The sequence below is a fragment of the Shinella zoogloeoides genome, from assembly GCF_022682305.1.
Taxonomy (GTDB): domain Bacteria; phylum Pseudomonadota; class Alphaproteobacteria; order Rhizobiales; family Rhizobiaceae; genus Shinella; species Shinella zoogloeoides_B.
The window spans coordinates 124,819-150,578 of sequence record NZ_CP093528.1 but is presented as its reverse complement, the minus strand read 5'-3'; the positions used below and the strand labels follow the sequence as shown (position 1 = coordinate 150,578).

At 61.6% G+C, this 25,760-nt stretch carries 23 protein-coding genes and 1 tRNA gene; 6 read left to right on the top strand and 18 right to left on the bottom strand.

The window, feature by feature from the left end; genetic code table 11:
* Positions 1-52: 52 nt before the first annotated feature.
* The 5 genes from MOE34_RS00735 to MOE34_RS00715 form a co-directional block, all read right to left on the bottom strand.
* Positions 53-994 carry a class I SAM-dependent DNA methyltransferase gene (locus tag MOE34_RS00735; protein WP_242219896.1) on the bottom strand — a complete coding sequence of 314 codons (942 nt, stop codon included), beginning with the start codon at positions 992-994 and terminating at the stop codon, positions 53-55.
* Between the two features lie 83 nt (positions 995-1,077).
* Complete coding sequence (locus MOE34_RS00730; RefSeq protein WP_242219894.1) at positions 1,078-2,133, bottom strand: sensor histidine kinase; 1,056 nt, start codon at positions 2,131-2,133, stop codon at positions 1,078-1,080.
* The gene (locus tag MOE34_RS00725; RefSeq protein ID WP_160787755.1) at positions 2,134-2,580 is read right to left on the bottom strand and encodes a response regulator; all 447 of its coding nucleotides are present in this window, start codon (positions 2,578-2,580) and stop codon (positions 2,134-2,136) included.
* Positions 2,577-4,073: a sensor histidine kinase gene (locus MOE34_RS00720; RefSeq protein WP_242219893.1), complete on the bottom strand. Its 1,497-nt coding sequence runs from the start codon at positions 4,071-4,073 to the stop codon at positions 2,577-2,579. The genes MOE34_RS00725 and MOE34_RS00720 overlap by 4 nt, the downstream gene beginning before the upstream one ends.
* A gap of 117 nt (positions 4,074-4,190) precedes the next feature.
* Positions 4,191-5,072 (bottom strand): DMT family transporter, encoded by an 882-nt coding sequence (locus MOE34_RS00715; RefSeq protein WP_242219891.1) that lies wholly within the window; start codon positions 5,070-5,072, stop codon positions 4,191-4,193.
* Positions 5,073-5,363: 291 nt separating this feature from the next.
* On the opposite strand from MOE34_RS00715, the gene MOE34_RS00710 reads away from it, so the two are divergent.
* Positions 5,364-6,026 carry a S24 family peptidase gene (locus tag MOE34_RS00710; RefSeq protein WP_242219890.1) on the top strand — a complete coding sequence of 221 codons (663 nt, stop codon included), beginning with the start codon at positions 5,364-5,366 and terminating at the stop codon, positions 6,024-6,026.
* A 17-nt stretch (positions 6,027-6,043) separates the two neighbouring features.
* Here the strand turns inward: MOE34_RS00710 and MOE34_RS00705 are convergent, their stop codons facing one another.
* Positions 6,044-6,925: a transporter substrate-binding domain-containing protein gene (locus MOE34_RS00705; protein WP_242219888.1), complete on the bottom strand. Its 882-nt coding sequence runs from the start codon at positions 6,923-6,925 to the stop codon at positions 6,044-6,046.
* Positions 6,926-6,982: 57 nt separating this feature from the next.
* Here MOE34_RS00705 and MOE34_RS00700 point away from each other — a divergent pair, with 57 nt between their 5' ends.
* On the top strand, positions 6,983-8,926 hold the full coding sequence (locus tag MOE34_RS00700) for a glycosyltransferase family 2 protein (RefSeq protein ID WP_242219886.1): 1,944 nt from the start codon (positions 6,983-6,985) through the stop codon (positions 8,924-8,926).
* Between the two features lie 22 nt (positions 8,927-8,948).
* Here the strand turns inward: MOE34_RS00700 and MOE34_RS00695 are convergent, their stop codons facing one another.
* From MOE34_RS00695 to MOE34_RS00660, 8 genes are all read right to left on the bottom strand, one after another.
* Positions 8,949-10,970 (bottom strand): beta-galactosidase, encoded by a 2,022-nt coding sequence (locus tag MOE34_RS00695; RefSeq protein WP_242219884.1) that lies wholly within the window; start codon positions 10,968-10,970, stop codon positions 8,949-8,951.
* A gap of 65 nt (positions 10,971-11,035) precedes the next feature.
* On the bottom strand, positions 11,036-11,713 hold the full coding sequence (locus tag MOE34_RS00690) for an SDR family oxidoreductase (protein WP_242219882.1): 678 nt from the start codon (positions 11,711-11,713) through the stop codon (positions 11,036-11,038).
* Positions 11,694-13,349 (bottom strand): amino acid ABC transporter permease, encoded by a 1,656-nt coding sequence (locus MOE34_RS00685; protein ID WP_242219880.1) that lies wholly within the window; start codon positions 13,347-13,349, stop codon positions 11,694-11,696. The genes MOE34_RS00690 and MOE34_RS00685 overlap by 20 nt, the downstream gene beginning before the upstream one ends.
* Before the next feature lie 61 nt (positions 13,350-13,410).
* Positions 13,411-14,157 carry a transporter substrate-binding domain-containing protein gene (locus tag MOE34_RS00680; RefSeq protein ID WP_242219878.1) on the bottom strand — a complete coding sequence of 249 codons (747 nt, stop codon included), beginning with the start codon at positions 14,155-14,157 and terminating at the stop codon, positions 13,411-13,413.
* A gap of 220 nt (positions 14,158-14,377) precedes the next feature.
* A tRNA-Gly gene (locus MOE34_RS00675) sits at positions 14,378-14,451 on the bottom strand.
* A 340-nt stretch (positions 14,452-14,791) separates the two neighbouring features.
* Complete coding sequence (locus MOE34_RS00670) at positions 14,792-15,166, bottom strand: phospholipid-binding protein (RefSeq protein WP_242219876.1); 375 nt, start codon at positions 15,164-15,166, stop codon at positions 14,792-14,794.
* A 45-nt stretch (positions 15,167-15,211) separates the two neighbouring features.
* Entirely contained in the window at positions 15,212-15,835 is a 624-nt protein-coding gene (locus MOE34_RS00665) for a hypothetical protein (RefSeq protein WP_242219873.1), read from the bottom strand.
* Positions 15,836-15,871: 36 nt separating this feature from the next.
* Positions 15,872-16,831 carry a hypothetical protein gene (locus tag MOE34_RS00660; RefSeq protein ID WP_242219870.1) on the bottom strand — a complete coding sequence of 320 codons (960 nt, stop codon included), beginning with the start codon at positions 16,829-16,831 and terminating at the stop codon, positions 15,872-15,874.
* A 361-nt stretch (positions 16,832-17,192) separates the two neighbouring features.
* Between MOE34_RS00660 and MOE34_RS00655 the strand changes: the two genes are divergently transcribed.
* Positions 17,193-18,334 (top strand): IS3 family transposase gene (locus MOE34_RS00655; RefSeq protein ID WP_242219868.1). Its coding sequence is split into 2 segments (ribosomal slippage): positions 17,193-17,451 and positions 17,451-18,334, totalling 1,143 coding nucleotides; the frame shifts between segments, so codons are not numbered across the junction.
* Between the two features lie 273 nt (positions 18,335-18,607).
* Positions 18,608-18,871 carry a helix-turn-helix domain-containing protein gene (locus tag MOE34_RS00650; RefSeq protein ID WP_242219866.1) on the top strand — a complete coding sequence of 88 codons (264 nt, stop codon included), beginning with the start codon at positions 18,608-18,610 and terminating at the stop codon, positions 18,869-18,871.
* A gap of 33 nt (positions 18,872-18,904) precedes the next feature.
* Here MOE34_RS00650 and MOE34_RS00645 read toward each other — a convergent pair whose 3' ends face one another.
* Together MOE34_RS00645 and MOE34_RS00640 are read right to left on the bottom strand one after the other, a co-directional pair.
* Positions 18,905-19,507, bottom strand: coding sequence for a hypothetical protein (locus tag MOE34_RS00645; protein WP_242219864.1), 603 nt, complete (start codon positions 19,505-19,507; stop codon positions 18,905-18,907).
* A gap of 82 nt (positions 19,508-19,589) precedes the next feature.
* A protein-coding gene (locus MOE34_RS00640) for an IS630 family transposase (protein WP_242219862.1) occupies positions 19,590-20,650 on the bottom strand; the annotation gives its coding sequence in 2 pieces (ribosomal slippage) (positions 19,590-20,158 and positions 20,158-20,650; 1,062 coding nt in all).
* A 355-nt stretch (positions 20,651-21,005) separates the two neighbouring features.
* Here MOE34_RS00640 and istA point away from each other — a divergent pair.
* Together istA and istB are read left to right on the top strand one after the other, a co-directional pair.
* Positions 21,006-22,502 (top strand): IS21 family transposase, encoded by a 1,497-nt coding sequence (gene istA, locus MOE34_RS00635; protein ID WP_431522392.1) that lies wholly within the window; start codon positions 21,006-21,008, stop codon positions 22,500-22,502.
* Positions 22,499-23,257, top strand: a complete 759-nt coding sequence (gene istB / locus MOE34_RS00630) for an IS21-like element helper ATPase IstB (RefSeq protein WP_242218626.1) — start codon at positions 22,499-22,501, stop codon at positions 23,255-23,257. Before istA ends, istB begins: the two co-directional genes overlap by 4 nt.
* 199 nt (positions 23,258-23,456) lie before the next feature.
* On the opposite strand, the gene MOE34_RS00625 is transcribed toward istB, so the two are convergent.
* Positions 23,457-24,517, bottom strand: a protein-coding gene (locus MOE34_RS00625; RefSeq protein ID WP_242219860.1) for an IS630 family transposase whose coding sequence is annotated in 2 segments (ribosomal slippage) — positions 23,457-24,025 and positions 24,025-24,517 — 1,062 coding nt in all. Because the reading frame shifts where the segments join, the coding sequence is not laid out codon by codon here.
* A gap of 66 nt (positions 24,518-24,583) precedes the next feature.
* On the bottom strand, positions 24,584-25,309 hold the full coding sequence (locus MOE34_RS00620; RefSeq protein ID WP_242219858.1) for a tyrosine-type recombinase/integrase: 726 nt from the start codon (positions 25,307-25,309) through the stop codon (positions 24,584-24,586).
* Between the last annotated feature and the right edge of the window lie 451 nt (positions 25,310-25,760).

Here is a 25,760-nt window from a genome sequence, read left to right as displayed (position 1 = left end):
CGATCTCCAGTGGGTTTTCGTTGTTGTAGCGGGTGCAATGCGCCGCGCAAGCCTATCCCTGCCGGCGGGCGAGGAAGAGCAGGCCATGCACCGGCTGGCCGGCATCCTGGCGGATCACGCTCTCTTCCATCGCGACAAGGTCGAAGCCGTTTTCCGCCAGCCGGCGGTCGATGAAGGCGCGCGGATGGGCATAACGCAGCGACGGGCGCAGCAGCGGCACATCTCCCTGCCCGCCATCCTCGACGGAGAAGGCGAAGAGGCCGCCGGATTTGACCAGCCGCGCAGCGCTCGGGAAGACTTCGGCGAGATCGCCGAGATACATCAGCACATCCGCCGCGCTGACGAGATCGGCGCGCCCTTCCGGACCATCGGCAAAAAGGCCGCTCGTTTCGGCGGGCAGCGAGAGATCGGCCTGGGCGAGATGGTCGTAGACCGCCTTCTCCTCCGCCTTTGCCAGCATGCCGGCCGAAAGGTCGAAACCCTCCAGCCGCCCGGCATTGGCGCGGAACTCCACGCCGAAGAGGCCGGTGCCGCAGCCGATATCGGCAACGAGGCCGAAATGCGCATCCGCCCCCGCATGCCGGCGCACCAGCCGGGCGAGCGTTCCGGGAACGGTATAGTCCAGCTTCTCCACCAGCGCGGTGTCGAAGCGGTCGGCATAGTCGTCGAAAAGGCGCTCGACATAAGAGGTGGGCGGGGCGACGGGCGTTGCCACCGCGCCGAGAACGGCAAGCTGCAGGCCGGCGCCGAAGACGTCGGTCGGATCGAGCACCACGACCCTTTCGAGCGCCGCGGTCGCTGCCGCATTCTGGCCCGCCTTCTGCGCATATTCGGCAAGCCGGAACCAGCCGGCCGCCCATCCCGGCACCTGTTCCAGCGCCTGCTCCATGACTTCCGCGGCCTCCGCGAACGCGCCCGATTCCGCGAACATGCGGGCATAGTCGGCACGGCGATCGGCGATAAGATCGCCGGAGGAGAAATGCGGGCTCGTCATGGGCACCTTTGGGAGCGGAAAACTGGCGCAGCTACATGGCAGGGCCGCGGCAAAAGGCAAGCGATTTTTCCGAGGGCCGGCGGTTACGCCGTGCGCGGCGCGTCGGCCATGCGCACCGTCAGCTCGGCGCGCGTGCCCAGCACACGGGCCGCATAGTCAAGCCTCGTGCCGAGGCTGATGGCCATGGCACCGATGATCTTGGAGCCGAGGCCGGTGCCGCGCACCGGGCCCTCCCCGTTCCAGCCGATGCCGTCGTCCTCCACGAAGAGCACGGCGTTTTCCGGGTCGAGCCGGGTGAAGCCGACACGCACCTCGCCGCCCGCCTCGCCATAGGCATATTTGAACGCGTTGGTGACGAGTTCCGTTACGATCACGCCGAGCGAGACGGCACGGTCGGTCGGCACGTCGAGCGGCTCCAGGATGCGGCTGAGGCGGACGTTGCGCCCCTGCCCCTTCATCGAGGTGTCAAGCTCGGAAAGCAATGTTCCGAGATAGGCGCCCATATCGACATGGCGCACGTCCTCGGACGTATAGAGGCGACGATGGATGCCGGCGATGGCGGTAATGCGGGCCTGTGTCTCGGACAGAGCCTCCTTCACCGCCTCGTCGGCCGCGCTCGACATCTGCAGGCGAATGAGGGCGGCGGCGAGCGCCAGCGAATTGCCGACGCGGTGGTTCACCTCGGCCAGCAGGATTTCGGCGCGCTCCTTGGCAAGGCGGATTTCCATCTCGGCCCTCAGCTTGGCGCGCTTCAGCTCCGCATTTTCCAGCGCCTGGCCGATCGCATTGGCAAGCAGCGACATGAAGTCGTCGCCGACGGACTTGATGACATAGTCGGCGGCCCCCGCCTTCAGCGCCTCGACGGCGACCTGCGCGTCGTTGGAGCCGGTCACATAGACGACCGGCACCGCGCCGGGCGCATCGACCAGCTCCTTCAGCAGCGAAAGCCCGGTGCCCGATTGCAGGAAGTGATCGAGCACCACCGCATCGAAGCCGCCCTCGGCAAGGCGCTCGCGGCCGCGTTCCACATCCTCGGCATGCTGCACCGCATAGCCGAGCCGCCCGAGCACGCGCTCGGCGAGCCGGGCGAGGATCGGATCGTCGTCGATATAGAGGACGCGGACGGGGCCTTCGTTCATCTACTGCGTCTCGGGGATCTGGATCACGGAGAAGAACAGGCCGAGCTGGCGGATCGCATGGGCGAAGCTCTCGTATTCCACCGGCTTGGTGATGTAGACGTTCGCACCGAGATCGTAGCAGCGCTGGATCTCGCGCTCGTCATCCGTCGTGGTGAGGATGACGACCGGCAGGCGCTTGGTATGGACGTTGGTCTTGATCTTCTGCAGGATATCGATGCCCGACATGTCCGGCAGGTTGAGGTCGAGCAGGATCAGCAGGAAGCGGCCGGCGCTGGCGAGGCCCGAACGGTCCTTGCCGAGCACGAAATCGAGCGCATCCGTGCCGTTGGTGAAGGGCACGACCTCGTTGTGCACGCCGGCGCGGCGGATGTTCTTCTCGATGAGGCGCGCATGGCCCTCGTCGTCCTCGATCATGACGATGGTGACTTCCTTGCCCAGTCCGTTCATGCCTGCATACTCCTGACAACTTTGCTGAGGTCGGGCGGGAGGCGAAGCACGAAGGTCGTCCCCTGCCCGAGTTCGGATCGAACGACGATATCACCGCCGAGATTGCGCATGAGTGAACGCACATGTGCAAGGCCGATGCCCTCGCCGGGCTTGTCCTGCGCGCCGGAGCGGCGGAAGAGCTCGAAGACGCGCTCGTGGTCCTCCGGCGCGATGCCGCGGCCATTGTCGGTGAATTCGATGACGAAGCCGGCCCGCCCGCCACCGCGCGACGTGACGGAAATCCTGAGCGGGCGGCCCGGCGCGCGATACTTGATCGCATTGTCGAAAAGGTTGCCGAACACCTGCTCCAGCGAAAGGCGGTCGGAAACGACGGTCGGCAGGCTGTCGCCGATGGCGACCTCGCCGTCCGCCTCGCTGACCTGATGCCCCACGGCCGCCGCTCCCGTGGCAACGAGCGCCTTGATGTCCACCCGCTCGATCTTCAGCTCCCGACGCCCGTCGCGCGAGATCTTCAGGATGGCGTTGATGAGACCGTCCATCTTCTTGGTGGAGGAGCGGATGAAACCGATCGCCTCCGGCAGGTCCTCGGATGCCGCACGGCGGGCTTCCAGGATATCCGCCTCGCTCGGCGCCTTGCCGTCGGCCAGCACATAGGCCTGGATGGAGGAGAGCGAGGCCTGCAATTCGCTGGTGAAGCCCATGATATTGACGAGCGGAGCGCGCAGGTCATGCGTCACGATATAGGCGAAGCGCTGCACTTCCTGGTTGGCGCGGATCAGTTCCTCGGTGCGCTCGTCCACCCGCTTTTCCAGGGTGGTGTTCAGCGTCTCCACCTCGCGGCGGGCGGCGACGAGGTCGCGGGTATATTGCGCGATCACGACGACGGCGCCGCCGAGCACGCCGATGATGGCGATAGCGCCGATCATCGTCGTCCATTGCAGCGCGCCCGCAGACCAGAGCGTATCGGTAACGCCTTCCTCCAGTTCCCTGTCGGCATCCGCCATGATGCCACCGAGCCGCTGCCGAAGCTCGTCCATGAGGAACCGACCACGGTCGGTCTTGACCTGCTCGACCGCATCGGCGGACTTGCCCTGCTCGACGGCCTCGACCGTCTCGGCAAGCTCCACCAGCTTGCGCGCGACGAGATCGTTTATGCCCGCGATCCGCTCGCCATAACGATGGAACAGCGCCGCCTTCTCGCCCAGTGTCGCCTGGCGCTCCGCCACAGCCTTCAGCGCGTCGTCATAGGGGCGGCGGAACGCCGTCTCGCCGGTGATGACAAAGCCGCGCTGGCCGGTTTCCGCATCCTTCAGGGTCGACAAGAGGTCGGCGGCGGCGCTGCGCACCTCGCGCACTTCGATGAAGCCGGTGAAATAGTCCTGCACCTTGTGGACGAGCCAGAGCGATGTGCCGACAATGCCGAGCAGCGAGAGCATGCCCGCGATGAGCAGGATAACAGTCGAGCGCACGAAGGCGGCGTTCGATATCGGCATTCCGGCTCCCGGCTGACGTTACGTTTGGACCGCGACAATATCGTTCTGCCGCTCACTTGCAACCGATCTGCGCCCGCCGGAGCGGGAATTCTTTCGACTGTCCTACGATTTGGCGCGTCACGTTCGAAGGCGGAAACGGCCGCCGAGCCGCTCGCTGGCGATGATGATCATGCCCGCGGAAAAGATCAGCGCCGCACCGACGAAGACGCTCGGTCCCGGCACGTCGCTCCAGATGAGATAGCCGAGCGCGAAAGCCCAGACGAGCGAGGTATATTCGAAGGGTGCGAGCACGGAGACGGGGGCGCGGCGCATGCCCTCGAACATGGCGAACTGGCCGATGCCGGCGAAAACGCCGGTGCCCGCCATGAGCGCGAGGTCGAAGGCGGATATCGGCTGCCAGACGAAGGGCATGGCGAAGGCCGTGAACAGCAGAAAGAAGCCGCTGGATATGGCCATCTGCACCTGCGTGCGCTCGTGCAGCGCGGTCTTGCGCAGGAGCACCGTCGCAATGGCCCAGAAGACGGCGGCCTGCAGGGCGAGATAGACGGGTAGCGACAGCGTGAGGCCCTTTGCCGCGATGCCGCAGGCGACGACCACGCCCATGAAGCCGACGGCGACGGCCAGCCAGCGATAGCCCGGCACCTTCTCGCCGAGGATCGGCACGGAGAGGATCGTCATGACGATGGGCGAGGCGTAATAGAGCGTCGTCAGTTCCGCAAGGCCAAGGTCGCGCGCGGCGTTGTAATAGCAGAGCCAGGCGGCCAGCAGCAGGATGTTGCGCAGAAAGAGCGGCTTCAGCACCGGTGAGTGGCGTGCGGCGCGGACAAGCGGGCGCCCGCCAAAGGCAAGGCACAGCGCGAAGATCGTCACGGAGCGCACGAACAGGATCTGCCAGACCGGCAGGGCCACGACGAGCCATTTGACCGACGCATCCTGCAGCGAGAACAGGAAATAGGCGAAGGACGTCAGCAGGATGCCGGAAGAGACGGTCTTTTGCACGGAGGAACCTCGAAACGCGCGGGAAACCCGGCGCACCGCCCTTGATAGCGCGCCCTTCGCCCCGGCGAAAGTGGCTGGAAATCGCGGGGAGGAAAATTCTCCTCCCCGCCCACCATGGAATGGCGACCGCCGTCCCGCAGGGAACCGTGGAAGCCGGGCTCGCAAGCGGTGAAGGCCAAAACGCCGCAGGAATATAATCCTTTTTCCTTTACTCGGAAATCGTCCTTGGATATGCTTCCGCCAATCGGACCGGCACCGGCCAGTCCGTTGGCCTGGGCAGGGTTTTTCAGCATGTTCTCCCACGACCGGATATGGGCGGCGATCGACGCCCTCGCCGAGCGCCACCGGCTTTCCCCGTCCGGCCTTGCCCGCCGCGCCGGTCTCGATCCCACGTCCTTCAACAAATCCAAGCGGCAGGGCGTCGACGGCCGCCAGCGCTGGCCCTCGACGGAATCCATCGCCAAGGTGCTCGACGCAACCGGCGCGTCGATCGACGAGTTCTTCACCCTGTCGGATTCCACCCGCGACGCCGGCCTGCCGCAGGGCGCCTTTCCGCCGCAGGCGGGCACCATCCCCCTGCTCGGTTTCGCCCAGGCGGGCGCCGGCGGCTTCTTCGACGACGGCGGCTTTCCCGCCGGCCAGGGCTGGGACGTGGTGGAGTTTCCCGCCCCACCCGACCGCAGGGCCGGCGTCTACGCGCTCGAAGTGCAGGGCGACAGCATGCTGCCGCTCTACCGCGACGGCGACGTCCTGATCGTCGAGCCGGGCGCGCCGGTGCGCCGCGGCGACCGCGTCGTCGTCAAGACGCGGGAGGGCGAGGTCATGGCCAAGGTGCTGCACCGCCAGCGGCCGCGCGCGATCGAGCTTGTCTCGCTCAATCCTGAGCACCCCAACCGCAATTTCGATATCGACGAAATCGACTGGATCGCCCGCATAATCTGGGCAAGTCAGTAAGCATATACTTACCTATATCAGCCGCCGTAAAGATTGACCGGGAAGTAGCGCAGGTAAATCTCCTGGAGGCGACCGTTGCGCGAAAGCGCCAGGAGCGCATGGTCGATGGCCCCGGCCAGCACGGCATCCTCCTTGCGCAGCATGATCGTCATGCCTTCACCGAGGAACCGCTCCGAAAGGTAAGGACCGTCGAACAGGCGGCAGCAGCCGGCCGATTCGGATCCGCTGGTCCAGAAGGCGAGCTGCATGCCATCGCCGAAGATCGCCGCCACCTTGCCATCCTTCAGCGCGGCAAGCAGCGCCGCCCGGTCCGCGAAGGCCTCCGCCCGCACACGTGGGAAGAAGGCCTTCAGCATCGCCTCATGGGCGCTTGCCGCAACGACGCCCACCGTCTTGCCGTCGAGCGCCGCCGCCGTCTCGCCGGCAGGCGCGGCCTTCTTCGCCACCGCGAACCGGGCCGGCAGACGCATGAAGGGACGCGAGAAGGCAAAGCGCTGGCGCAGCTCCGTCGTAACCGCGACGCCGGCGGCGACCGCCTCGCCATTGCCGTCGGTGAGCGCCTTTTCCAGCTCCGGGAAGGTGACGGCCTGGATCTGGCATTTTTCCGTCAGCGCTAGCTCACGGCAGATCTCGCGCACGAGATCGACATGGAAGCCGGCGAGCTTGCCTGTCTGGTCGATGAAATTGAACGGCGGGAAATCCACCGTCGTCAGGAAGCGCAGGCGCACGATGCCGGCAAGGTCGGGCTTGGCGATACGCTCGCGCGTATCGAAGAGAATGGGCAGGTCAACCGCCTTGCGATCCTGCGCCACGGCGGCAGGAGCAGTAGCCCCGGCCATGAGCAGGAGGAGCGCGAGAAGCCCGCGGAATTTCAGGGGTGCAATTCTGCTATGCCGCATTATCATCAAATCGGGGCTTCCATGGGGGCGCCGCCGTTGAACCGGCGGCGGGATTGCGTGCGACTGGCAGAATATCCCGACGACATCGCTTTCGCCACTGCAATCGGCATTGCACAAGTGCCGCCGCCCTTGTCCGCGGAGGCGGATCGGGTCCCCGAAGGGCTGATGCGGGAAGCACAGCTCTTCCGCCGCCTCGGCCTTTCCAAGCCGCTCATTTCCGCCATGCTGGTGCGCGCCGGACGGAACGGCACATCGCTGGAAACGGAACTGCTCACCAGCGGCGCGCTCTCGCCCGACATCTATTACGAGGCGCTCGCGGAGCTGCTCGGCCTGCCCTTTGCCGCCGAACTCGATCCGGCGGAGCTGGAGGATCTTCCCGGGGTCGACACACAGCTCGCCGCGCCGACGGCCGTCCGGCTGCGTCCGCACGGCCGCGCGCCACTGGCGGCCATCGTACCGCGCGCGGATCGGCTCGACGAGATCGGTGAGCGACTGCGCCTCTCTCCCTCGCTCAGCACCACAATGGTCGTGACAACGCCCGCGGCCATGCGCGCCGCGCTGTGGCAGGCGGGCCACGACCGGCGGCTGCGCGAGGCGGTCGACCAGCTTTTCAGCACCGCACCCGAGGCCAGCGCCCGCATCACCCTCTGGGGACGGCAAGGCTTCTATCTCGGCACCGCTCTCACGCTCGTCTTCATGCTGCTCGTGACGGTGCCGTGGATCATCCTGCGCATCCTGCACGTCACCTTCGGCCTGTTTTTCTTCGCGACAGTGGCGGTGCGCATCTATGCGCTGCTGACAAAATGGCGGGAGAAGCGACGGCCTCGCCCGATGCTGCCGGTCGGACGGCGGCCGGTCTATTCGGTCTTCGTCGCGCTTTACCGCGAGGCCGCGGTGGTGCCGCAGCTTGTTGCCACGCTGGATCGGCTCGAATGGCCGGCGGCCTGCCTCGATATCAAGCTGATCTGCGAGGCGGACGACCAGGAAACCCTCGATGCGCTGGCAGCCGCCCCGCTCGGCCCGCAATATGAAGTGATCCGCGTTCCACCCGCCCAGCCGCGCACCAAGCCGAAGGCATTGACCTATGCGCTCGGCGCAGCCCGGGGCGAATACCTGGTGATCTACGATGCGGAGGACCGGATCGACCCCATGCAGCTTGAAGAGGCCTGGCGGACATTCGAATCCGGGCCGGCCGATCTCGCCTGCCTGCAAGCGCCGCTGATCGTCACCAATGCCCGGGAAGGCTGGCTGAGCGCCCTCTTCGCGGTCGAATATGCCGGCCTGTTCCGCGCCCTGCTACCCTTCCTTGCGGGCATTCGCATGCCGATGCCGCTCGGCGGCACGTCCAACCATTTTCGCACGCGGGTCCTGCAGGCCGTGGGCGGCTGGGATCCCTACAATGTCACCGAGGATGCCGATCTCGGCCTCCGGCTCTTCCGGCGCGGCTACCGCTGCGGCGTCCTCACCCGGCCGACCTACGAGGAGGCCCCGACGGAGATCGACGCATGGCTCGGCCAGCGCACCCGCTGGTTCAAGGGCTGGCTGCAGACCTGGCTGGTGCTGATGCGCGAACCTGCCCGGCTCGTCCGGGACATAGGCCTCGCGCCGAGCCTCGTCTTCCAGCTTCTGGTGGGCGGCCTCATCCTCTCCTCGCTGGCACACCCGCTTCTTCTTGCCTATATCGGCGTCATATCCTGGCGTCTCATCGTCCATGAGGCCGCCATCGGCACGTTCGACCTGGCGCTGTTCGCACTCGACTTCATAAGCATCGCCGGGAGCTATCTCGCCTTCATTCTGCTGGGACGCATCGGCATGACATTCCGCGAGCGGCTTGCGGTGGGGCCGCGCTGGCTGCTGACGCCCTTCTACTGGATGCTCATCTCGCTGGCGGCCTGGCGCGCGGTGCACGAGCTGCACAGCAAGCCGTTCTTCTGGAACAAGACCGCCCATCGTCCGGCGCGAAGTCGCGTGCAGCACGAAACGGCGACGGACGCCGCGTAGGCGTCCATCGTCACCAGCCGGATCAACGGCCGTCTTCCGTCCAGATCGCAACGTCCACCGGCGCAAGCTCCCTGCCGCCGACAAGGAAGGCGGCGGAGGCGGAAGCCGGTACGGTGGCGACGGCACTGCCGTAGTTGAAGGCGAAATGCAGCCGGCCGCGACGGGCAAGCCGCAGGTCGCCAAGATCGGGCAGACCCGCAACGCCGGCCCAGCCAAGCGCATCGCCTACCAGTCGCATCAGGAACTCGCCCTGCGGCAGCGTGCCGACATAGCGCGCACGCTCGTTGCCGATCACCGCCGGCGAGCCGGTGCGGTGCGTGCCTTCGAAGGTCGCAAGCACGCTCTCGCTGGTACGGATCAACTCCCGCCAGCCGGTGACCGGATGGCTGGCATTGCCGTAGAGTACCGGCTCTTCGTGATAGGCCGGCAGGGATTCCACCCGTGTCACGCGAAAATCGAGAAGATCGGCAAGCGGCCCGGGCGGCAGGTCGGCGGGAATGTGCATGTCCCGCGTCTTGCTGCCGCTGCGCGGGCCGAACAGCGCCTTGGCGCCCGAGGCCTTCAACCGTGCGACGAAATCCGCATCCGGGATGACGAGATCGGGCGCGAGCACCAGCTTGTAGCCGGAAAGGTCCGAATGCTGGCCGATGATATCGACGTCCACGCCGAGGCGGGAGACAGCCGAATACCAGTCAAGCGCGACGGCGGAAGCGGAATAACCCCGGCCTTGCGGCAGGGCGCGGGTGGCAAAGCGTGATTCATAGTCGAGCACGACGGCGACCGCGGCCTTCTCACGGGTCGCGCCTTCCGGCAGGCACGCCATTTCCTTCACGACCTCGGCAACTTCGCGGTAGCCCTGGTCCGCCTCGCTGTTCGGCAGCAGCAGGCCCGCATGGAACTGCTCCTGCGCGAAAGGCGCCTGCCGCCAGCGGAAATAGGCGACCATGTCGACCCCGTGCGCATAGGCAAGCCAGGTCCACAGGCGCACCATGCCGTCGGCGGGCGACTGGTTGTGAGCGGCCCAGTTCACCGGTCCCGGCTGCTGCTCCATGACCCAGACGCGACCGCGCCCGACGGCGCGGTAGAGATCGTGGTTGAAGGCAGTCTGGTCCGGATCGCCGACGCGCAGGTAGCGCGCCTTGTCGGCGTCGCTAAGGCGGCCGTTGATGAGGCCGCCCATCGGATAGACGTCCCAGGAGGCGATATCGATATCCTCTCCGACCTTGTAGTGGTCGAAGTCGGTATTCTGGTTCATGAAGTTATGCGTGACCGGGCGGCCGGGCGAATGCCGGCGGAGAATGTCCACCTGCGCCCTGTTGAAGCTCTTCACCTGATCCGAGGAGAAGCGGTAGTAGTCGACGAGATGGGTGGGGGTCGGCTCCTCGACCAGGTTGTTCGGCAGGTCCACCTCCTCGAAACCGTTGTAGTGCATGCTCCAGAACTGCGTGCCCCAGGCCGCGTTCATCGCCTCGACCGTGCCGTAGCGGGCGGCAAGCCATTCGCGGAAGGCACGCGTCGCCTCATCGGAATAGCTATGGATCGTGTCGTGGTCGCCGTATTCGTTGTCCGTCTGCCAGGCGTGCACGAAGGGGTTCTCTCCGTAGCGGCGCGCCATGGCCTCGGTGATGCGTGCGGCCTCCACCCGGTAGCGGCGGCTGGAGAAGCAGTAGTGACGGCGCGCACCGAACTTGCGCACGACGCCGCGCGCATCGACCGGCAGGATATCCGGGTAGCGGTCGACCAGCCACTTCGGCGGCGCGGCCGTGGGCGTACCGAGGATGACCTTGAGGCCGGCACGGCCGAGCACCTCGATCGCCTCGTCCATCCATTCCCACTGGAAGACGCCGGATTGTGGCTCGATATGCGACCAGGAGAATTCGCCGATGCGCACCCAGGCAAGGCCGAGCTCCACCATGCGGCGGGCGTCCTCTTCCCATTTTTCGCGCGGCCACTGTTCCGGATAATAGCAGACACCAAGCTCCAGCATGCCGGGAGCCTTGCTGCCGGCGTCGAAGCGGTTCCGGTGGGGGAGAGGATGATGCACGGTATTGTCCTTGTCATTCCCGGCGCCGGGCTGTCGGCGCCGTCATCGTTACGATCCGGCAGCCTCTACCAGGCGACCGTCCGGCCGTCGTAGGCCCGGAAGCTTCCAGTCTCGGCCAGCGTCGTCGCATCGATCAGGGCCTTGAGACCCGCCGCGCTTTCCGCCACGTCCACGGCGGCTTCCAAGCCGCCCATATCCGTGCGCACCCAGCCGGGATGCAGCGAGATCACGGCGATGCCGTCGCGGCGGAAATCCTGCGCCAGCTTGACCGTCGCCATGTTGAGCGCCGCCTTGGAGCAGCGATAGGCATAATCGCCATCCTCGTCGTCTATCGTGCCTTCGGCCAGCGAGCCGGCGCGGCTGCCGATATTGACGAGCACCCTGCGCCCGCCGGCGAGAAGATTGGGCCGGAGCGCGCGGGCAAGAAGCAGCGGGGCGAGCGCATTGACGCGCATGACCTCGAGGAAGTCGCCCGTCTCCAGCGTATCGAGACCGCCGGTATCGCCGCGGACCGCCGCATTGTTGACGACGATATCGATCGGCTGGCCCTTCAGCCGTTCTGCAAGCGCGGCGATCGACCCGGCATCAGCGACGTCGAGCGCCTCCGCCCCGGGCATCGCCTGCCGCATGCAGGCGATGACGCGACAGCCCGCAACCGCATAGAGTTCGGCGAGCGCCCGGCCGAGGCCGCGCGAGGCGCCGGTGACGAGGACCGTGCCCCGGTCAGCGGTGCTTGACGTCATATTTCTTCTCGACGAGGCTGATGAGGCTGGCGGCCGCGAGCGTCAGCAGGATGTAGAGGATCGCCGCCGAATTATAGGGTGCGAAAGGCAGGAAGCTCGCCGACTGGAACTCGCGCATGCGCTGCGTGATGTCGCGGATCGACAGGATGGAGAGCAGCGAGGTGTCCTTGAGGATGGCGATCAGTTCGTTGCCGAGCGGCGGGATGACGATGCGGAAAGCCTGCGGCAGGATGACGAGCCGCGCGGTCTGCCAGCGATTCAGCCCGAGGCTGCCCGCCGCCTCGATCTGGCCGGCGGGAATGGCGTTGATGCCGGAGCGGAAGATCTCCGCCAGATAGGCCGAATAGGCGAGCGCCATGGCGACGATGCCGCGCATCAGGTTCGGCGGATCGAAGACGCCGGTCGTCGCATCCTTCAGCGCGCCCGACAACGGCAGGCCGACATAGAGCACGATGACGAGCATGGGGATGCCGCGGATCGTGTCGACGACGAATTCCGAGCCGATGGACAGCGGATGGCGGCGGTGCAGGAAGCCACCGAAGGTGAGCAGGCCGAGGATGATGGCGATGACGGCGAGCGTGATGCCGGTGGCCCGGTCACGGTCGTTGAGCGCCTCCACCTGCCACAGGCGCGGCCAGTCGGCGGGCACGGTGGCGGCCGGAAGCAGCGCGCCGCTGACGTCTTCCTGTTTGCCGATGGCCTCGATGGCCTGCTGCGGCGTGACGAAGGTGCGCACCGCCGTCTCGGTCGTCGGGCCGCCCTCGTACTGGCCGAAGCGCACGGCGCTGATGAGGCCGGACGGCGTGTTGGTGACAATGCCGACCTTACCCTCCAGCGTGCCGGCCAGCACGTAGCCGTCCTTCGGCTGCAGCAGGAACCAGGCGGAGAGCATGGCGAAGACGGCCGTCAGCGCCGCGAAGACGACGAGGTTGCGGCGCGTGTAACGCAGCTTCAGGAGACCGACCCAGACAAGGCCGAGGATGGCCGCCAGGATATAGGCGGCGATGGCGGCGCGAATGGTCGTGGCAAGGCCGGAGGCGAAGGCGAGATAGGCAAAGAGCAGCACGAAGGCGAGGCCCGCGCCGTTGACGAGGCCGGTGATCCACGATCCGGCCCGATAGGCCGGGCTTTCCGCCGGCACGGCCGCGCGGCTGCCGGCAAAGAGAAGGCCGAGGCCGGCGGCAAGCAGCACCGCATAGGCCGGCCACAGCCAGCCCTCGACGCCGCGCACCATGAGGTCGGCAGCCTCCGTCAACTGGCGGGGCGTGACGCCCTTGACCACGAGATCGGACTTGAACGGATCGACGCCGTTCGCCACCACGGAAGCGATGAAGGGATGAACGAGGTCGCCGGCCAGAATGGCGGCCGTCGCGACGAAGGCGACGAGGCCCGCTGCGATCGTCAGGCGCGGCCGCGCGGCCTTCGCCCGCGAGAGAAAGAGCACGCCGAGACCGGCGGAAAAGGCGAGGGTCAGCAGCAGGAAGCCCGGCACATAGGCGCCCGAACCCGGCTCGATGCCGAGGATGGCGCGCAGCGCGCGCTGGTAGTCGCCCGAGGAGGCAAAGAGATAGACGATGAAGGGCAGTGCGGCGAGGATCACCAGGTTGCTGGGCCTCACGCTTCTGACGAACGACATTCCGGCCTCCGCGGCGCAATCTGGAAGGAAGCGGGAGCGCCGGGGCGCTCCCGCATGGGCCTTACTTGAGGCCCCAGTACTTGGCGACCAGCTTGTCGAGCGTGCCGTCGTCCTTGATGGCCTTAAGGCCCTCGTTGAAGGCGGCGACATTCTCGTCGCCCTTGCGGAAGACGAGGCCGAGCGGATCGGATTCCAGATCCTTGATGGAGGCGACCAGTTCGCCGGCAAATTCGCGCTCATAGGCGGCGGCGTTCGCGCCGTTGATCACGACACCGTCGACGTCCTTGTTCTTGAGCGCGATGATGGCGGCGCTGAAGCTGTCATAGGCGGCGACGTTTTCCTTGCCGACCACGCCTTCGGCGACCTGCGCATCCGTCGTGTTGGCCTGGGCGGAGAGCTTGCGGCCCTCGGCCTTGAACTTGTCGAGCGTGATGCCCTGGTCCTCGGCGCGCGTCAGCACGGCCTGGCTGTTGATGATATAGGGGTCGGAGAAGTCCATCGCCTTCTTGCGCTCGTCGGTGATCGACACGCCCGAGGCGACGAGATCGAAGCTGCCCTGGTCGAGCGCGGCGAAGATGCCGTCCCAGCCGGTCGTGACGAACTCGGCCTGGCAATTGATCTTGGCGCAGATGGCGTTGACCACATCGACGTCGAAACCGACGATCTGGCCGGTCGCCGGATCGACGCTCTCCATCGGCGGCGAGGTCGTGTCGGACCCGACCTTCAGGAGCTTGCCGCCGAGATCGGCCGCATGGGCACTACCGGCTACCAGTGCGGCAAGCGCGAGCGTTGCAACGAATTTCCTCATCTCTTCCTCCTCAACCGTCGGCCCCGCCTCTTGCGGCAGGCGCTCGACAAACCCCACGGACGGAGCATCCTCCCCCATCCTGAAATGATGGTAACAAGGAATATAAACGTTTTCAAGAAGGAATATAAACGTTTTTATTTTGCGCACTGCACAAAGAAAAGCGAAGTATCGGCCCAGACGGGCAGCAATTCCAGATGTGAGCGGAAAGAGAGGCGGCGGCTGGAGCGGGTAGCGGGAATCGAACCCGCGCGTTCAGCTTGGGAAGCTGACAGGCTACCATTACATCATACCCGCAGGGCAGCGCCGAGGCCGCATCCATTCAACAGTTCGCCGGGCGTGTCAAGCGAGACGGTCATGCGGGCGCTTGAACAGCCTGGGTATATGATGAGCGTCCGCAACGCGTCGGACGATTCTCCGTCCATGCGCCGCAGGATGGAACGACCGAGCGGTTCGCTCGGCTCGTGGATCGAGTATTAGGGCCTTCCTTGCCTGGCCGTGTTCAGAAACTCCAGGCCGCCTTGAACGAAACCGACTGTCGCAGATAGTCATCCCGCCAGCCGGCGTCATAACCAGGCACCATCCCTATAATAAATACAGGCCCGGCGTTTCAGCGAGGCCTGTATTACTCGTGCTGTTATGGGAACATGCGGTCGGCTGTAGCCTTCGCAAGCGTTTTGCCCTTTGCATCGAGTGCCTTGATGGTGAAGCGATACTTATGCTTACCGGACGGAGGGCACGGCCCCTTATATCGGAAGGCTCCATAGGGCAGAGAGTTCTCGCCGGTATAAGCAACCTTGCCTCCACCGTGCGGGTAGTCGACCGCATTCAGATCGACCATACGAATATCGAGCTTGATTGTACCCTTCGGAACACCGGAAAGCTTGATCGGCGGCGATTTGGAATCAAAGCATTTCTTTGTCGGCCCCCAATCAAACGAGGCCCTCATATTTTCTGCCGAAGCAGCAGAAATCATAGCAATCGAGATCAACCCGGTAATAAGCATTCTCATATTTTACTTTCCTCCACGATCAAATATTAGAATGGAACCGCACCCTCATTTACACGCTTTCCATACTTCTGTTGAATTTTTCTCCCTATCATAGCAATAACCTAGCGCCTCCAAGCGCTCGGACACTCCAGATCGTTGATCACACGCCTTCATTGTGTTTGGATCGTCGCCAAAACCACCACGGCAATTCTCATTTAGCTCTTCCCATTTCTCGATAAGGGCATTCACCGATACAGCAGGATCGGAGGCAGAAGGCCCATCAGCGAGGAACCCCTTTTTACAGAGATAACGGTCGTCACCATCAACCCGGATATGGTCTTTGGCTACAACGTCAAGGAACATCCGGTGCTGGTACACATCCTCAAACTCCCGGCAATCCAGTTCAATGTCATATCGATTTGCACGGACGGGTTTCACGCTAGCAACGAGACATCCAGCTTCTTCGAATGAAACTTCCCGGCCGGCCTTACCAATCGTGAATGACACCAAATCGAGTTCACCACGCTCGGCCAAATCGCAATCCTTCCTATCCAGATATGCTCCGTCATCAATAGGCACCCGATCAGACGCACTGGCGGCAACGGGCATCACGGCCATTAATACACTAAGGGTCCAGCGGTTCAGGTTGGCGGCTATATTGAACACCTCATATCCCTTTCTTGTTGTCACGGCCTTGGATGTTCCCGCTGGAAATCCGAGAGACCCCTACCGCATTTCATAGCTCAGCCTTCGGCACCACACGGTCTCGATATGCGAATGAATACCGGCGATGTACTCAAGTTCTTCCGCAGTCGGATGACGGTTCCCCTCTCCACGGCATTCATCAAGATACCAGCCAAGCCCCCCGAACTTGGTGAACTTCAGCAGCAACGGCTTCGATCCCGCTGTAACGAAATAGAATGCAATTCCGGCCTGAACATCGAGACAAGACGAGTAGAAAATATCGTGGTCACCCAGGCAGTTCCTTAAACGACGAGCCATTTGGGAAAGCTCCTCCGCCGATTGTACTGGGATCAATCCCTCCGCCTTCCACGGTGGACTAGGAAATCTGAGGTTGGCAATTGCCTTACGTATCGTGATTACCGGGTTTGTCGAACTGGATAGAAAATTCAGAATAGCCGCTGACCCTGACACTTCGACGGTTCGCGTTACCAACCATGACATTTCAGCAATTTCATCAGAGGAAACGCCTCGCCTCAGAGCATAGCTGGCCATCCGAACGCTGATCAAATCAGTTGGCAATTCAGCAATCGCAAAAACAACGTGAGGATCAATCGTTTTTAAATGCTGCAAAATCCTCGTCAGCATATCCCCACGACTAAGCGCCACATGTGCGGCACGATAGAATTCCCTCGTTTCCGCACGAGGTCCAAGCCTTGAAAGCAAACGAACCATGCCTGCTGGATAGTTCCCGTAAGCTCGTTTGAGGATCACCTTCAGCCTGTTTCGGGTCAACCATTTACTCGTCAGCAGAAAATCGTCGCCCGCAGCAATAGCCGCATGCCAAACGTGACGTTGAGTTGATGTTGCCATCACATACTCGCCAACATCAAACCTCCCCCAAATCGCCATGACAGCTGGAGCAAACTCTCCGGCAATATGCTCAATCAGATCGGGTAATGGGGAAAGTTTGACGCTCTCTTGCAATCCGTTTTGTAAAACCATGGACTACGGCATCAACGACGCAAGCGATCCATTCAACGGGTAATATCGACCCTCAATAGTAATACCGTTTGTTCCTGAACAGGTACATCAACAGGTATACCGGGAACCAAAGCCCGCCCGTCAAGATGGCAATGAGGATGTGAATCCAATGCGGAAAACTGCGCAACAGGCTCCCCTCACCGCCGGAAGACGATGCGGACGATGCCGCCGCCGCGGCACCCCCGGCATTCATAAACACGTTCGGGCTGTTCCGTTGCGATTTCAGAAGCTCAAGCTCAGAGCTGGCTCGGGAAATCTGAACAGCGGGGATAAGTGGAATTTCCGCCTGACTTCGGCTTAGATGCCGGGAACAGGAGAAACCATGACAAGACGACCGCGCCGGAACCATAGCCCGGCTTTCAAGGCGAAGGTGGCACTTGCCGCCATCCGAGGTGAGCAGACGCTGGTGGAATTGTCCCAGCAGTTCGATGTGCACGCCAACCAGATCAAACAGTGGAAAGACCAGCTCCTTGAGGGTGCGACGGGTGTGTTCGGCGATGAAACGAAGGCGGAGCCAACGGTTCCGACCGTCGATGTCAAAACGCTACACGCCAAGATCGGCGAACTGACACTGGAGAACGATTTTTTGTCCGGTGCGCTCGGCAAGGCGGGATTGCTGGGCGGAAAGAAATGATCGACCGCGAGCACAAACTCTCCGTCGTACGCCAGGCGAAGCTTCTCGGCTTCAGCCGTGGCAGCGTCTATTATCTGCCTCGTCCAGTGTCCGACGGCGATCTGACCTTGATGCGGCGGATCGACGAACTGCACCTCGACTACCCGTTTGCCGGAAGCCGGATGTTGCAAGGGCTCTTGAGAGGAGAAGGGTTGGAGACCGGGCGGCTGCACGTCGCCACGCTGATGAAGAAGATGGGCATCGAGGCGATCTACCGTCGCCCGAACACCTCCAAACCAGCGCCAGGGCACAAGATTTATCCCTACCTCCTGCGCAAGCTGGCGGTCAACCGACCCAACCAGGTCTGGGCAATGGACATCAGTTATATTCCGATGGCGCGGGGCTTCGTTTATCTCTGCGCCGTTGTTGTCGACTGGTTCAGCCGGAAGGTCCTGTCGTGGCGGCTGTCGATCACGATGGAAGCGGCCTTCTGCATCGAAGCGGTCGAGGAGGCGCTCGCCCGCTATGGCAAGCCGGAAATCTTCAACACGGATCAGGGCTCGCAGTTTACCTCGGTGGACTTCACGGCGGTGCTGAAGAAAGCTGAGATCGCCATCTCAATGGATGGCAAGGGTGCATGGCGCGACAACGTCTTCGTAGAGCGGCTCTGGCGGTCGATCAAATACGAGGAGGTCTACCTCCACGCCTACAAGACGGTGTCTGAGGCCCGCGTCGGCATTGGCCGATATCTGACCTTTTACAATACCCGACGCCCACATTCATCCCTTGACCGGCAGACGCCGGATAAGGCCTACTTCAACGCGCTGGCACCCATGATGGTGGCGGCATAATCGAGGCGGAAATCCACTTAGCAAAACGCCCGAAACTGTTCAGACAAACCGAGCCAGCTCTCTCCCGCATTTGAGGGTCGAGAATTTCACCGCAGTGACGGCACTTCTTCGACTTCGCATTGATCACTTCCGAGCAGTACGGGCATTCGATTGTCGCCACCGATGGGGTCTCTTGCATTGCGTTCTCCACGTTATAGCGAGCTGCAATCTCGCCTTTAATTTATGGTCCTATATTACGTGGTTTTATTCAAGCGCAAGTGATTGCTGTTGCACATGGAAGTGCAAGAGCTCGTTGGCTGGAATCTCAGGAGATTGCGTGTTGAGCGCAAAATTTCTCAGGACGATCTGGCTTTGATCGCCGAGGTCGAACGGGCATATGTGGGGTATCTGGAAAGAGGGAAACGCAACCCAACTGTTGCGATCCTCGCCCGATTGGCCAATGCACTCGAAGTGCACATTTCCCAGCTGTTCATTCAGCCAGCAGACAGTGAGAGCAAGCCATCACCGCTTCGACCGGGGCGGCGAAAATCAAAATAATTGATACCTTTACAATGTATATACTTTCCACCATCAAACAGGCGCTGGAAGTATATGAAATGTCACTCCTATATCGTCACCATCCCTAGTGAATGCATCAAATTTCATTGTATATGATATTATTTTATCTAATTCACCCGTATACCGCTTAACATCAACGTTCTCGATATCAATTGCACCGGTAGGTTTCTCTATCATATTCTTGACAACCTTATCGAAGCACCCCTTCATTGAAGGGTTCATAAGCCAGACAGAATGTATATGGATGTTATCCAATTCCCCCACTTCACTCCAGTAGCGTGACCCATTCGCATCAATACAAGAAATACTCAGAGGCTTTTCAGCGTTTGAAGCCTTATTATATTTTCTTCCTAATGCCTCTCGACAAACCAGATTATACAGATGACGGAATTGCTTTAATTCAATCTCACCAATTGCATACTCCTGATCTTCATCCTTATATTTTTGTAAGATTTTACTCTGATTAAAGACCAGTGTTACGAGGTAGAAATTGGATATTAGATAGCTCTCAAATGTTTGATATGCAGCTTTCTCGGCCTCATATCTTTCCGTGATTAAATCCCTCACCCACCTAACAAGTGCCTCACTATATTCAGGTTTTTTCATTTTATTCATTGTTCATTTTTCCATTTCAATGCTTATAAAGGTCCGCTTTGTCGGCCAATTACCTTATCTAACTTATACGGCCGCTCACTGATCAAAACCCATAGGCCCATTCTCTGCGCCCGATCGACATGATGCGCCAGGGCTGGCTTTCGAGCTTCCGCCAGGCATCGCAGCAATGATCGACGATGTCGTCGTATGATTTGAAGACGCGGTTTGATAACCAGTTGTCGCGCATGAAATGCCAGAGGTTTTCGACCGGGTTCAGCTCCGGCGATTTCGGCGGGAGTGGCAGAATGGTGATGTTTTCGGGCACGACGAGATTGTTGGACATGTGCCAGCCTGCCTGATCCATGATGAGGATAGCGTGCGCGTCGGCATCGACGTGTCGGGCGATTTCGGCCAGATGCTGGGTCATGGCGTAGGTGTCGCACCATGGCATGACCAGCGCCGCCGCCTTGCCGAGCTTCGGGCAGATTGCGCCGAAGATGTAGGCCGACCTTGTGCGCTGATCGTGCGGTGCTGAAGGCCGTGTTCCTCGCCTGGCCCATCGGCGGGTGATCTTGTTCTTTTGCCCGATACGGGCCTCATCCTGAAACCAAATCTCTATGCGTTTTCCTCGGGCCGCTCCAGCGGCAATCTCTGCCACTGCGGCAGGGAAGCTTTTTTAAAACCCTCAATGGCTTGAGGGTCTTGCGCGTGATGTTTGGGCCGAACAGCGAGCTTGCGATAGCCCATGGCCCGGACTTCGCGGCTGAGCGTCTGCTCGCTCACCGAAACGCGAAACTCCTCCCACAGCCATTGCGCCAGATCGCACAGACGCCAGCGAACGACGCCGTCGAGATAGGGTGTCGGCCCACGCTCGATGGCCTGCGCCAGGGCCGCACGCTGCTGATCGTTCAACCGCGATTGTGGGCCGGGAGCCTTGCCATTGATCAGACCTTGGGGACCGCGTTCGTTGAACCGCATGACCCAGTCACGGACAATCTGCAGCGTGACGTTACCGAGGCGGGCGGCATCGGAACGCGAGCCTCCATCGTAGATCGACGCCAGCGCCAGCAGTCGGCGCGCCTGAGCGGCATCCTTCGTCTGCCGCGCCAGCCGCCGCAGACCGTCTCCATCAAAATCCGTCCGTAGTGAAATCCCTGATCGCATCGCAGACCTCCGGTTTGCACCAGAGATTCAGATTCACCCCACTTTGGGAAGGCTAAAGAGTCGAAGTCAGCGAGGCGGCGTATTAACTGAATTTACATTCCGCTTCATTAAATATTGTTCATGTTTTGTTCTTTTTTAAAAAGGCCGCACTAATACGCGAAAAAACAGCCGCTGATTTTAACAATATAAACCAACAATATTAAATTATAATTGTATCTTATATAAACAAACAATGAGAGCGGCGGTGCAAAAGTCGGCCACGGTAGCGGCGGCATAATGCTGCTGCGGGCGGAGTAAAATCCGGCCACCTATCTTCCTTCTGCAATGATCGCAGGAGGGACAGGGGATCTACACCGTGGAACTATATCTGAAGGTTCGTCTGGCTGTTTCGGAAGGGATGACGCAGCGTCAGGCGGCGAAGCATTTCAACATATCGCGCGACAGCGTGGCGAAGATGGTGTCGTATTCGACGCCACCCGGTTACCAGCGGCGATCACCGATCCGGCGTCCGAAGCTGGATGCGTTTGTTTCGACGATCGAGCATTGGCTCGACGAGGACCTGAAGGTGCCGCGCAAGCAGCGGCATACGGCCAGGCGGGTATTTGACCGCCTGCGCGACGAGTGCGGGTTCACCGGCGGCTACACGATCATCAAGGACTACATGCGCGAGCGGGATCAGCGCCGGCAGGAAGTGTTCGTGCCACTTGCCCATCCGCCGGGCCACGCGCAGGCCGATTTCGGCGAGGCGATGGTGGTGATCGGCGGTGTGGAACAGAAGGCCCGCTTCTTCGTGCTGGATCTTCCGCATAGTGATGGCTGCTATGTTCGGGCCTATCCGGCGGCGGTGGCCGAGGCCTGGGTGGACGGTCACATCCATGGATTTGCCTTCTTCGGGGGCGTGCCGCAGTCGATCGTCTACGACAACGACCGTTGCCTGGTCGCAAAGATCCTGCCCGACGGTACACGCAAGCGGGCGGTGTTGTTCAGCGGCTTCCTGTCCCACTACCTGATCCGGGATCGCTATGGGCGGCCGGGAAAGGGCAATGACAAAGGGAATGTCGAGGGCCTTGTGGGCTACGCCCGGCGCAACTTCATGGTGCCGATCCCGCAGTTTGCGACATGGGATGCGTTCAACGCCTTTCTGGAGGAGCAGTGCCGCAAACGCCAGCGCGACAGGCTGCGCGGCGAGAGCGAGACGATCGGCGAGCGCCTGCAGCGGGATCTGGCGGCCATGCGTCCATTGCCGACATCACCCTTCGATGCCTGCGATCAGGCCAGCACCAGCGTAACGGCCCAGTCCCTGGTGCGATACAAGACCAACGACTATTCCGTGCCGGTCGCCTACGGTCATCAGGACGTCTGGGTGCGGGGCTATGTCGACGAGGTGGTGATCGGCTGCCGTGGCGAGATCATTGCTCGCCATCCGCGGTGCTGGGATCGGGAAGACGTCGTCTTCGACCCTATCCACTACCTGCCGCTGATCGAGCAGAAGATCAATTCCCTGGATCAGGCCGCCCCTCTGCAAGGCTGGGACCTGCCGGAAGAGTTCGCTACGCTGCGCCGGCTGATGGAAGGCCGCATGGCCAAGCATGGTCGGCGGGAATACGTTCAGGTTCTGCGCCTGCTGGAGAGCTTCGAGCTCGCCGACCTGCATGCGGCGGTGAAGCAGGCAATCCAGCTCGGCGCAATCGGATTCGATGCGGTCAAGCATCTGATCCTGTGCCGGGTCGAGCGACGGCCACCTCGACTGGACCTGGCGATCTATCCCTACCTGCCGAGGGCGACGGTCGAGAAGACCTCGGCGAAAGCCTACATGCGGCTTTTGTCGTCTGATGCGGGAGAAGCGGCATGAGCACCGAAGCACCCGAGATACTGCTTGCCCACTATCTCAAGACCCTGAAGCTGCCGACCTTCCAGCGCGAGTATCAGAAGCTGGCCCGGTTATGCGCCACCGAGGGCGTCGACCACATCGACTACCTGTTCCGGCTTGCCGAACGGGAGATGATCGAACGCGATCGCCGCAAGGTCGAACGCCGGATCAAGGCGGCCAAATTCCCTGTCGTCAAAAGCCTCGACAGCTTCGACTTCACAGCCATCCCCAAGCTGAACAAGATGCAAGTGCTGGAGCTGGCACGTTGCGAGTGGATCGACCGCCGCGAGAACGTGATCGCTCTCGGCCCCAGCGGCACGGGCAAGACGCATGTCGCACTCGGCCTCGGACTGGCGGCCTGCCAGAAGGGGCTGTCCGTCGGCTTCACCACGGCCGCCGCCCTGGTCAGTGAGATGATGGAGGCGCGTGACGAGCGGCGTCTGCTCCGTTTCCAAAAGCAGATGGCAGCCTACAAGCTGCTGATCATCGATGAGCTGGGCTTCGTGCCGCTGTCCAAGACCGGCGCGGAATTGTTGTTCGAGTTGATCTCCCAGCGTTACGAGCGCGGTGCGACCATGATCACCAGCAATCTGCCTTTCGACGAATGGACGGAAACCCTGGGGTCCGAGCGTCTGACCGGCGCCCTGCTCGATCGCATCACCCACCACGTCAACATCCTCGAGATGAACGGCGACAGCTACCGTCTCGCCCAAAGCCGCGCCCGAAAGGCCGGCTGACGCCTTCTCTGAAAATCGCCGCGGGCGCCCGAGACCCCCGCTCGGGCTACGCCCTCCCGGCGGTCTCAGGCGCGCGCCAAGGTGGCCGACTTTTGCTCCGCCCCGTGGCCGGTTTTTACTCCGCCGTTGACAATCGTTTCTACCCGATCTGTCATGTAGATCACGCTCTCGTTTTGAACCTTATACGGCCCCTCACTGATCAAAACCCATAGGCCCATTCTCTGCGCCCGATCGACATGATGCGCCAGGGCTGGCTTTCGAGCTTCCGCCAGGCATCGCAGCAATGATCGACGATGTCGTCGTATGATTTGAAGACGCGGTTTGATAACCAGTTGTCGCGCATGAAATGCCAGAGGTTTTCGACCGGGTTCAGCTCCGGCGATTTCGGTGGGAGTGGCAGAATGGTGATGTTTTCGGGCACGACGAGATTGTTGGACATGTGCCAGCCTGCCTGATCCATGATGAGGATAGCGTGCGCGTCGGCATCGACGTGTCGGGCGATTTCGGCCAGATGCTTGGTCATGGCGTAGGTGTCGCACCATGGCATGACCAGCGCGGCCGCCTTGCCGAGCTTCGGGCAGATTGCGCCGAAGATGTAGGCCGACCTTGTGCGCTGATCGTGCGGTGCTGAAGGCCGTGTTCCTCGCCTGGCCCATCGGCGGGTGATCTTGTTCTTTTGCCCGATACGGGCCTCATCCTGAAACCAAATCTCTATGCGTTTTCCTCGGGCCGCTCCAGCGGCAATCTCTGCCACTGCGGCAGGGAAGCTTTTTTAAAACCCTCAATGGCTTGAGGGTCTTGCGCGTGATGTTTGGGCCGGACAGCCAGCTTGCGATAGCCCATGGCCCGCACCTCCCGGCTCAGCGTTTGCTCGCTCACGGAAACGCGAAACTCTTCCCAAAGCCATTGCGCCAGATCGCACAGACGCCAACGAACAACGCCGTCGAGATAGGGTGTCGGCCCACGCTCGATTGCTTGCGCCAAGGCCGCACGCTGCTGATCGTTCAACCGCGACTGCGGACCGGGAGCCTTGCCATTGATCAGGCCTTGGGGACCGTGTTCGTTGAACCGCATGACCCAGTCCCGGACAATTTGGAGCGTGACGCTGCCGAGGCGGGCGGCATCGGAACGCGAGCCTCCATCGTAGATTGAGGCGAGTGCCAACAGACGGCGCGCTTGAGCGGCATCTTTCGTCTGCCGCGCCAGCCGCCGCAGACTGTCTCCATCAAAATCCACCCGTAATGAAATCCCTGATCGCATCGCAGACCTCCGGTTTGCACCAGAGATTCAGATTCACCGCACTTTGGGAAGGCCAAAGAGTCGAGGTCAGCGAGGTGGCGTATTAGAGCGCCACAGACGTATTTCACCACCGTTCAGATCGATGTCCTTCCACGCAATATTTGCGATTTCGCTATAGCGTGCGCCGGTATCGATAAGCATGATGACCAGATCATAGTTGTCCTGCATCCAGTTCTGGCGATCAGCACGACGAGCGGGTTCCGCAGATAGGCCGTTGGCGACACGCGCGGGGTCCAACTCGTGTAGCAGACGGCGCTCTTCATCGACGCTCAGATATCGCACTCGGGAATTCGCTGTTCTGATCAGGGGGGCATCGATTGACGGACATTGATAGCCGTCCTTTCGAGCAAGCCTGATCGCTCCCATCAAACAGTTCATTCCATGCTTGATCGTCTGCGATCCGCATCCTTGAGACAAACGCTTTTGCCGAAACTGTTCCAGTGTGTCGGAATTGACCTTCAGCAAAGGGATCGAGCAATCGATTGCCCTCAGAATGATCCTGATTTGACTTTCCAGATTGCGGTAGTTCGCAGTTCCAACCTTCGTATTGGCGAACCGACGAAGGGCGACCTCCAACGTGATCTGCTCCTTTTTGCCGAGCAGTAGTTCAGCGTGGACATCCGCCCGAATCTTCGCCGCGACTTGTTCGGCAACCCTGCGATCGGTCGTCTTTGTCGACCGGACTATCGATTGGTGATCGATTTGAAACTGCGCATACCAGAATTTCGAATTTCCGCGTTTTACGACTGACATAGGCCCCCTTTTCGTAACAGCGGGATTGTCCCGCCGACGCAGGCAGATGCTCAACAGTCACAAGGGGAAAGCCAAGGGCACCCAATACTCACCCCCTGTTTGGGCACTTGGCTTCTATGTCACATAATTACGGGTAGCCGGTCGCCTATTTCCAGCCACCAACTCCAGCTTTTGGGGGTCTCCAAATCAGATCGTGAGCCCAATTCGCCTATTGTTTTCTATGGGCCGAAGCGGTCGCGACCAACTCACCTGCCCATCCATATTACATTCTGGGCAAGACGGTTGGCCGCGGATAGCTTACTCTTTCGCTTTCCTGTCGGGTAAGCCGTCATACTGCGCATACGCATCTAACATCATTTTCGTATACTCACTTGTGCTCGACGTAATTTCGCCTAGGCCAGGCCACGCGAAAGGTATTGATGACCAAGTCGTTTCGAATTCGACCTCGACA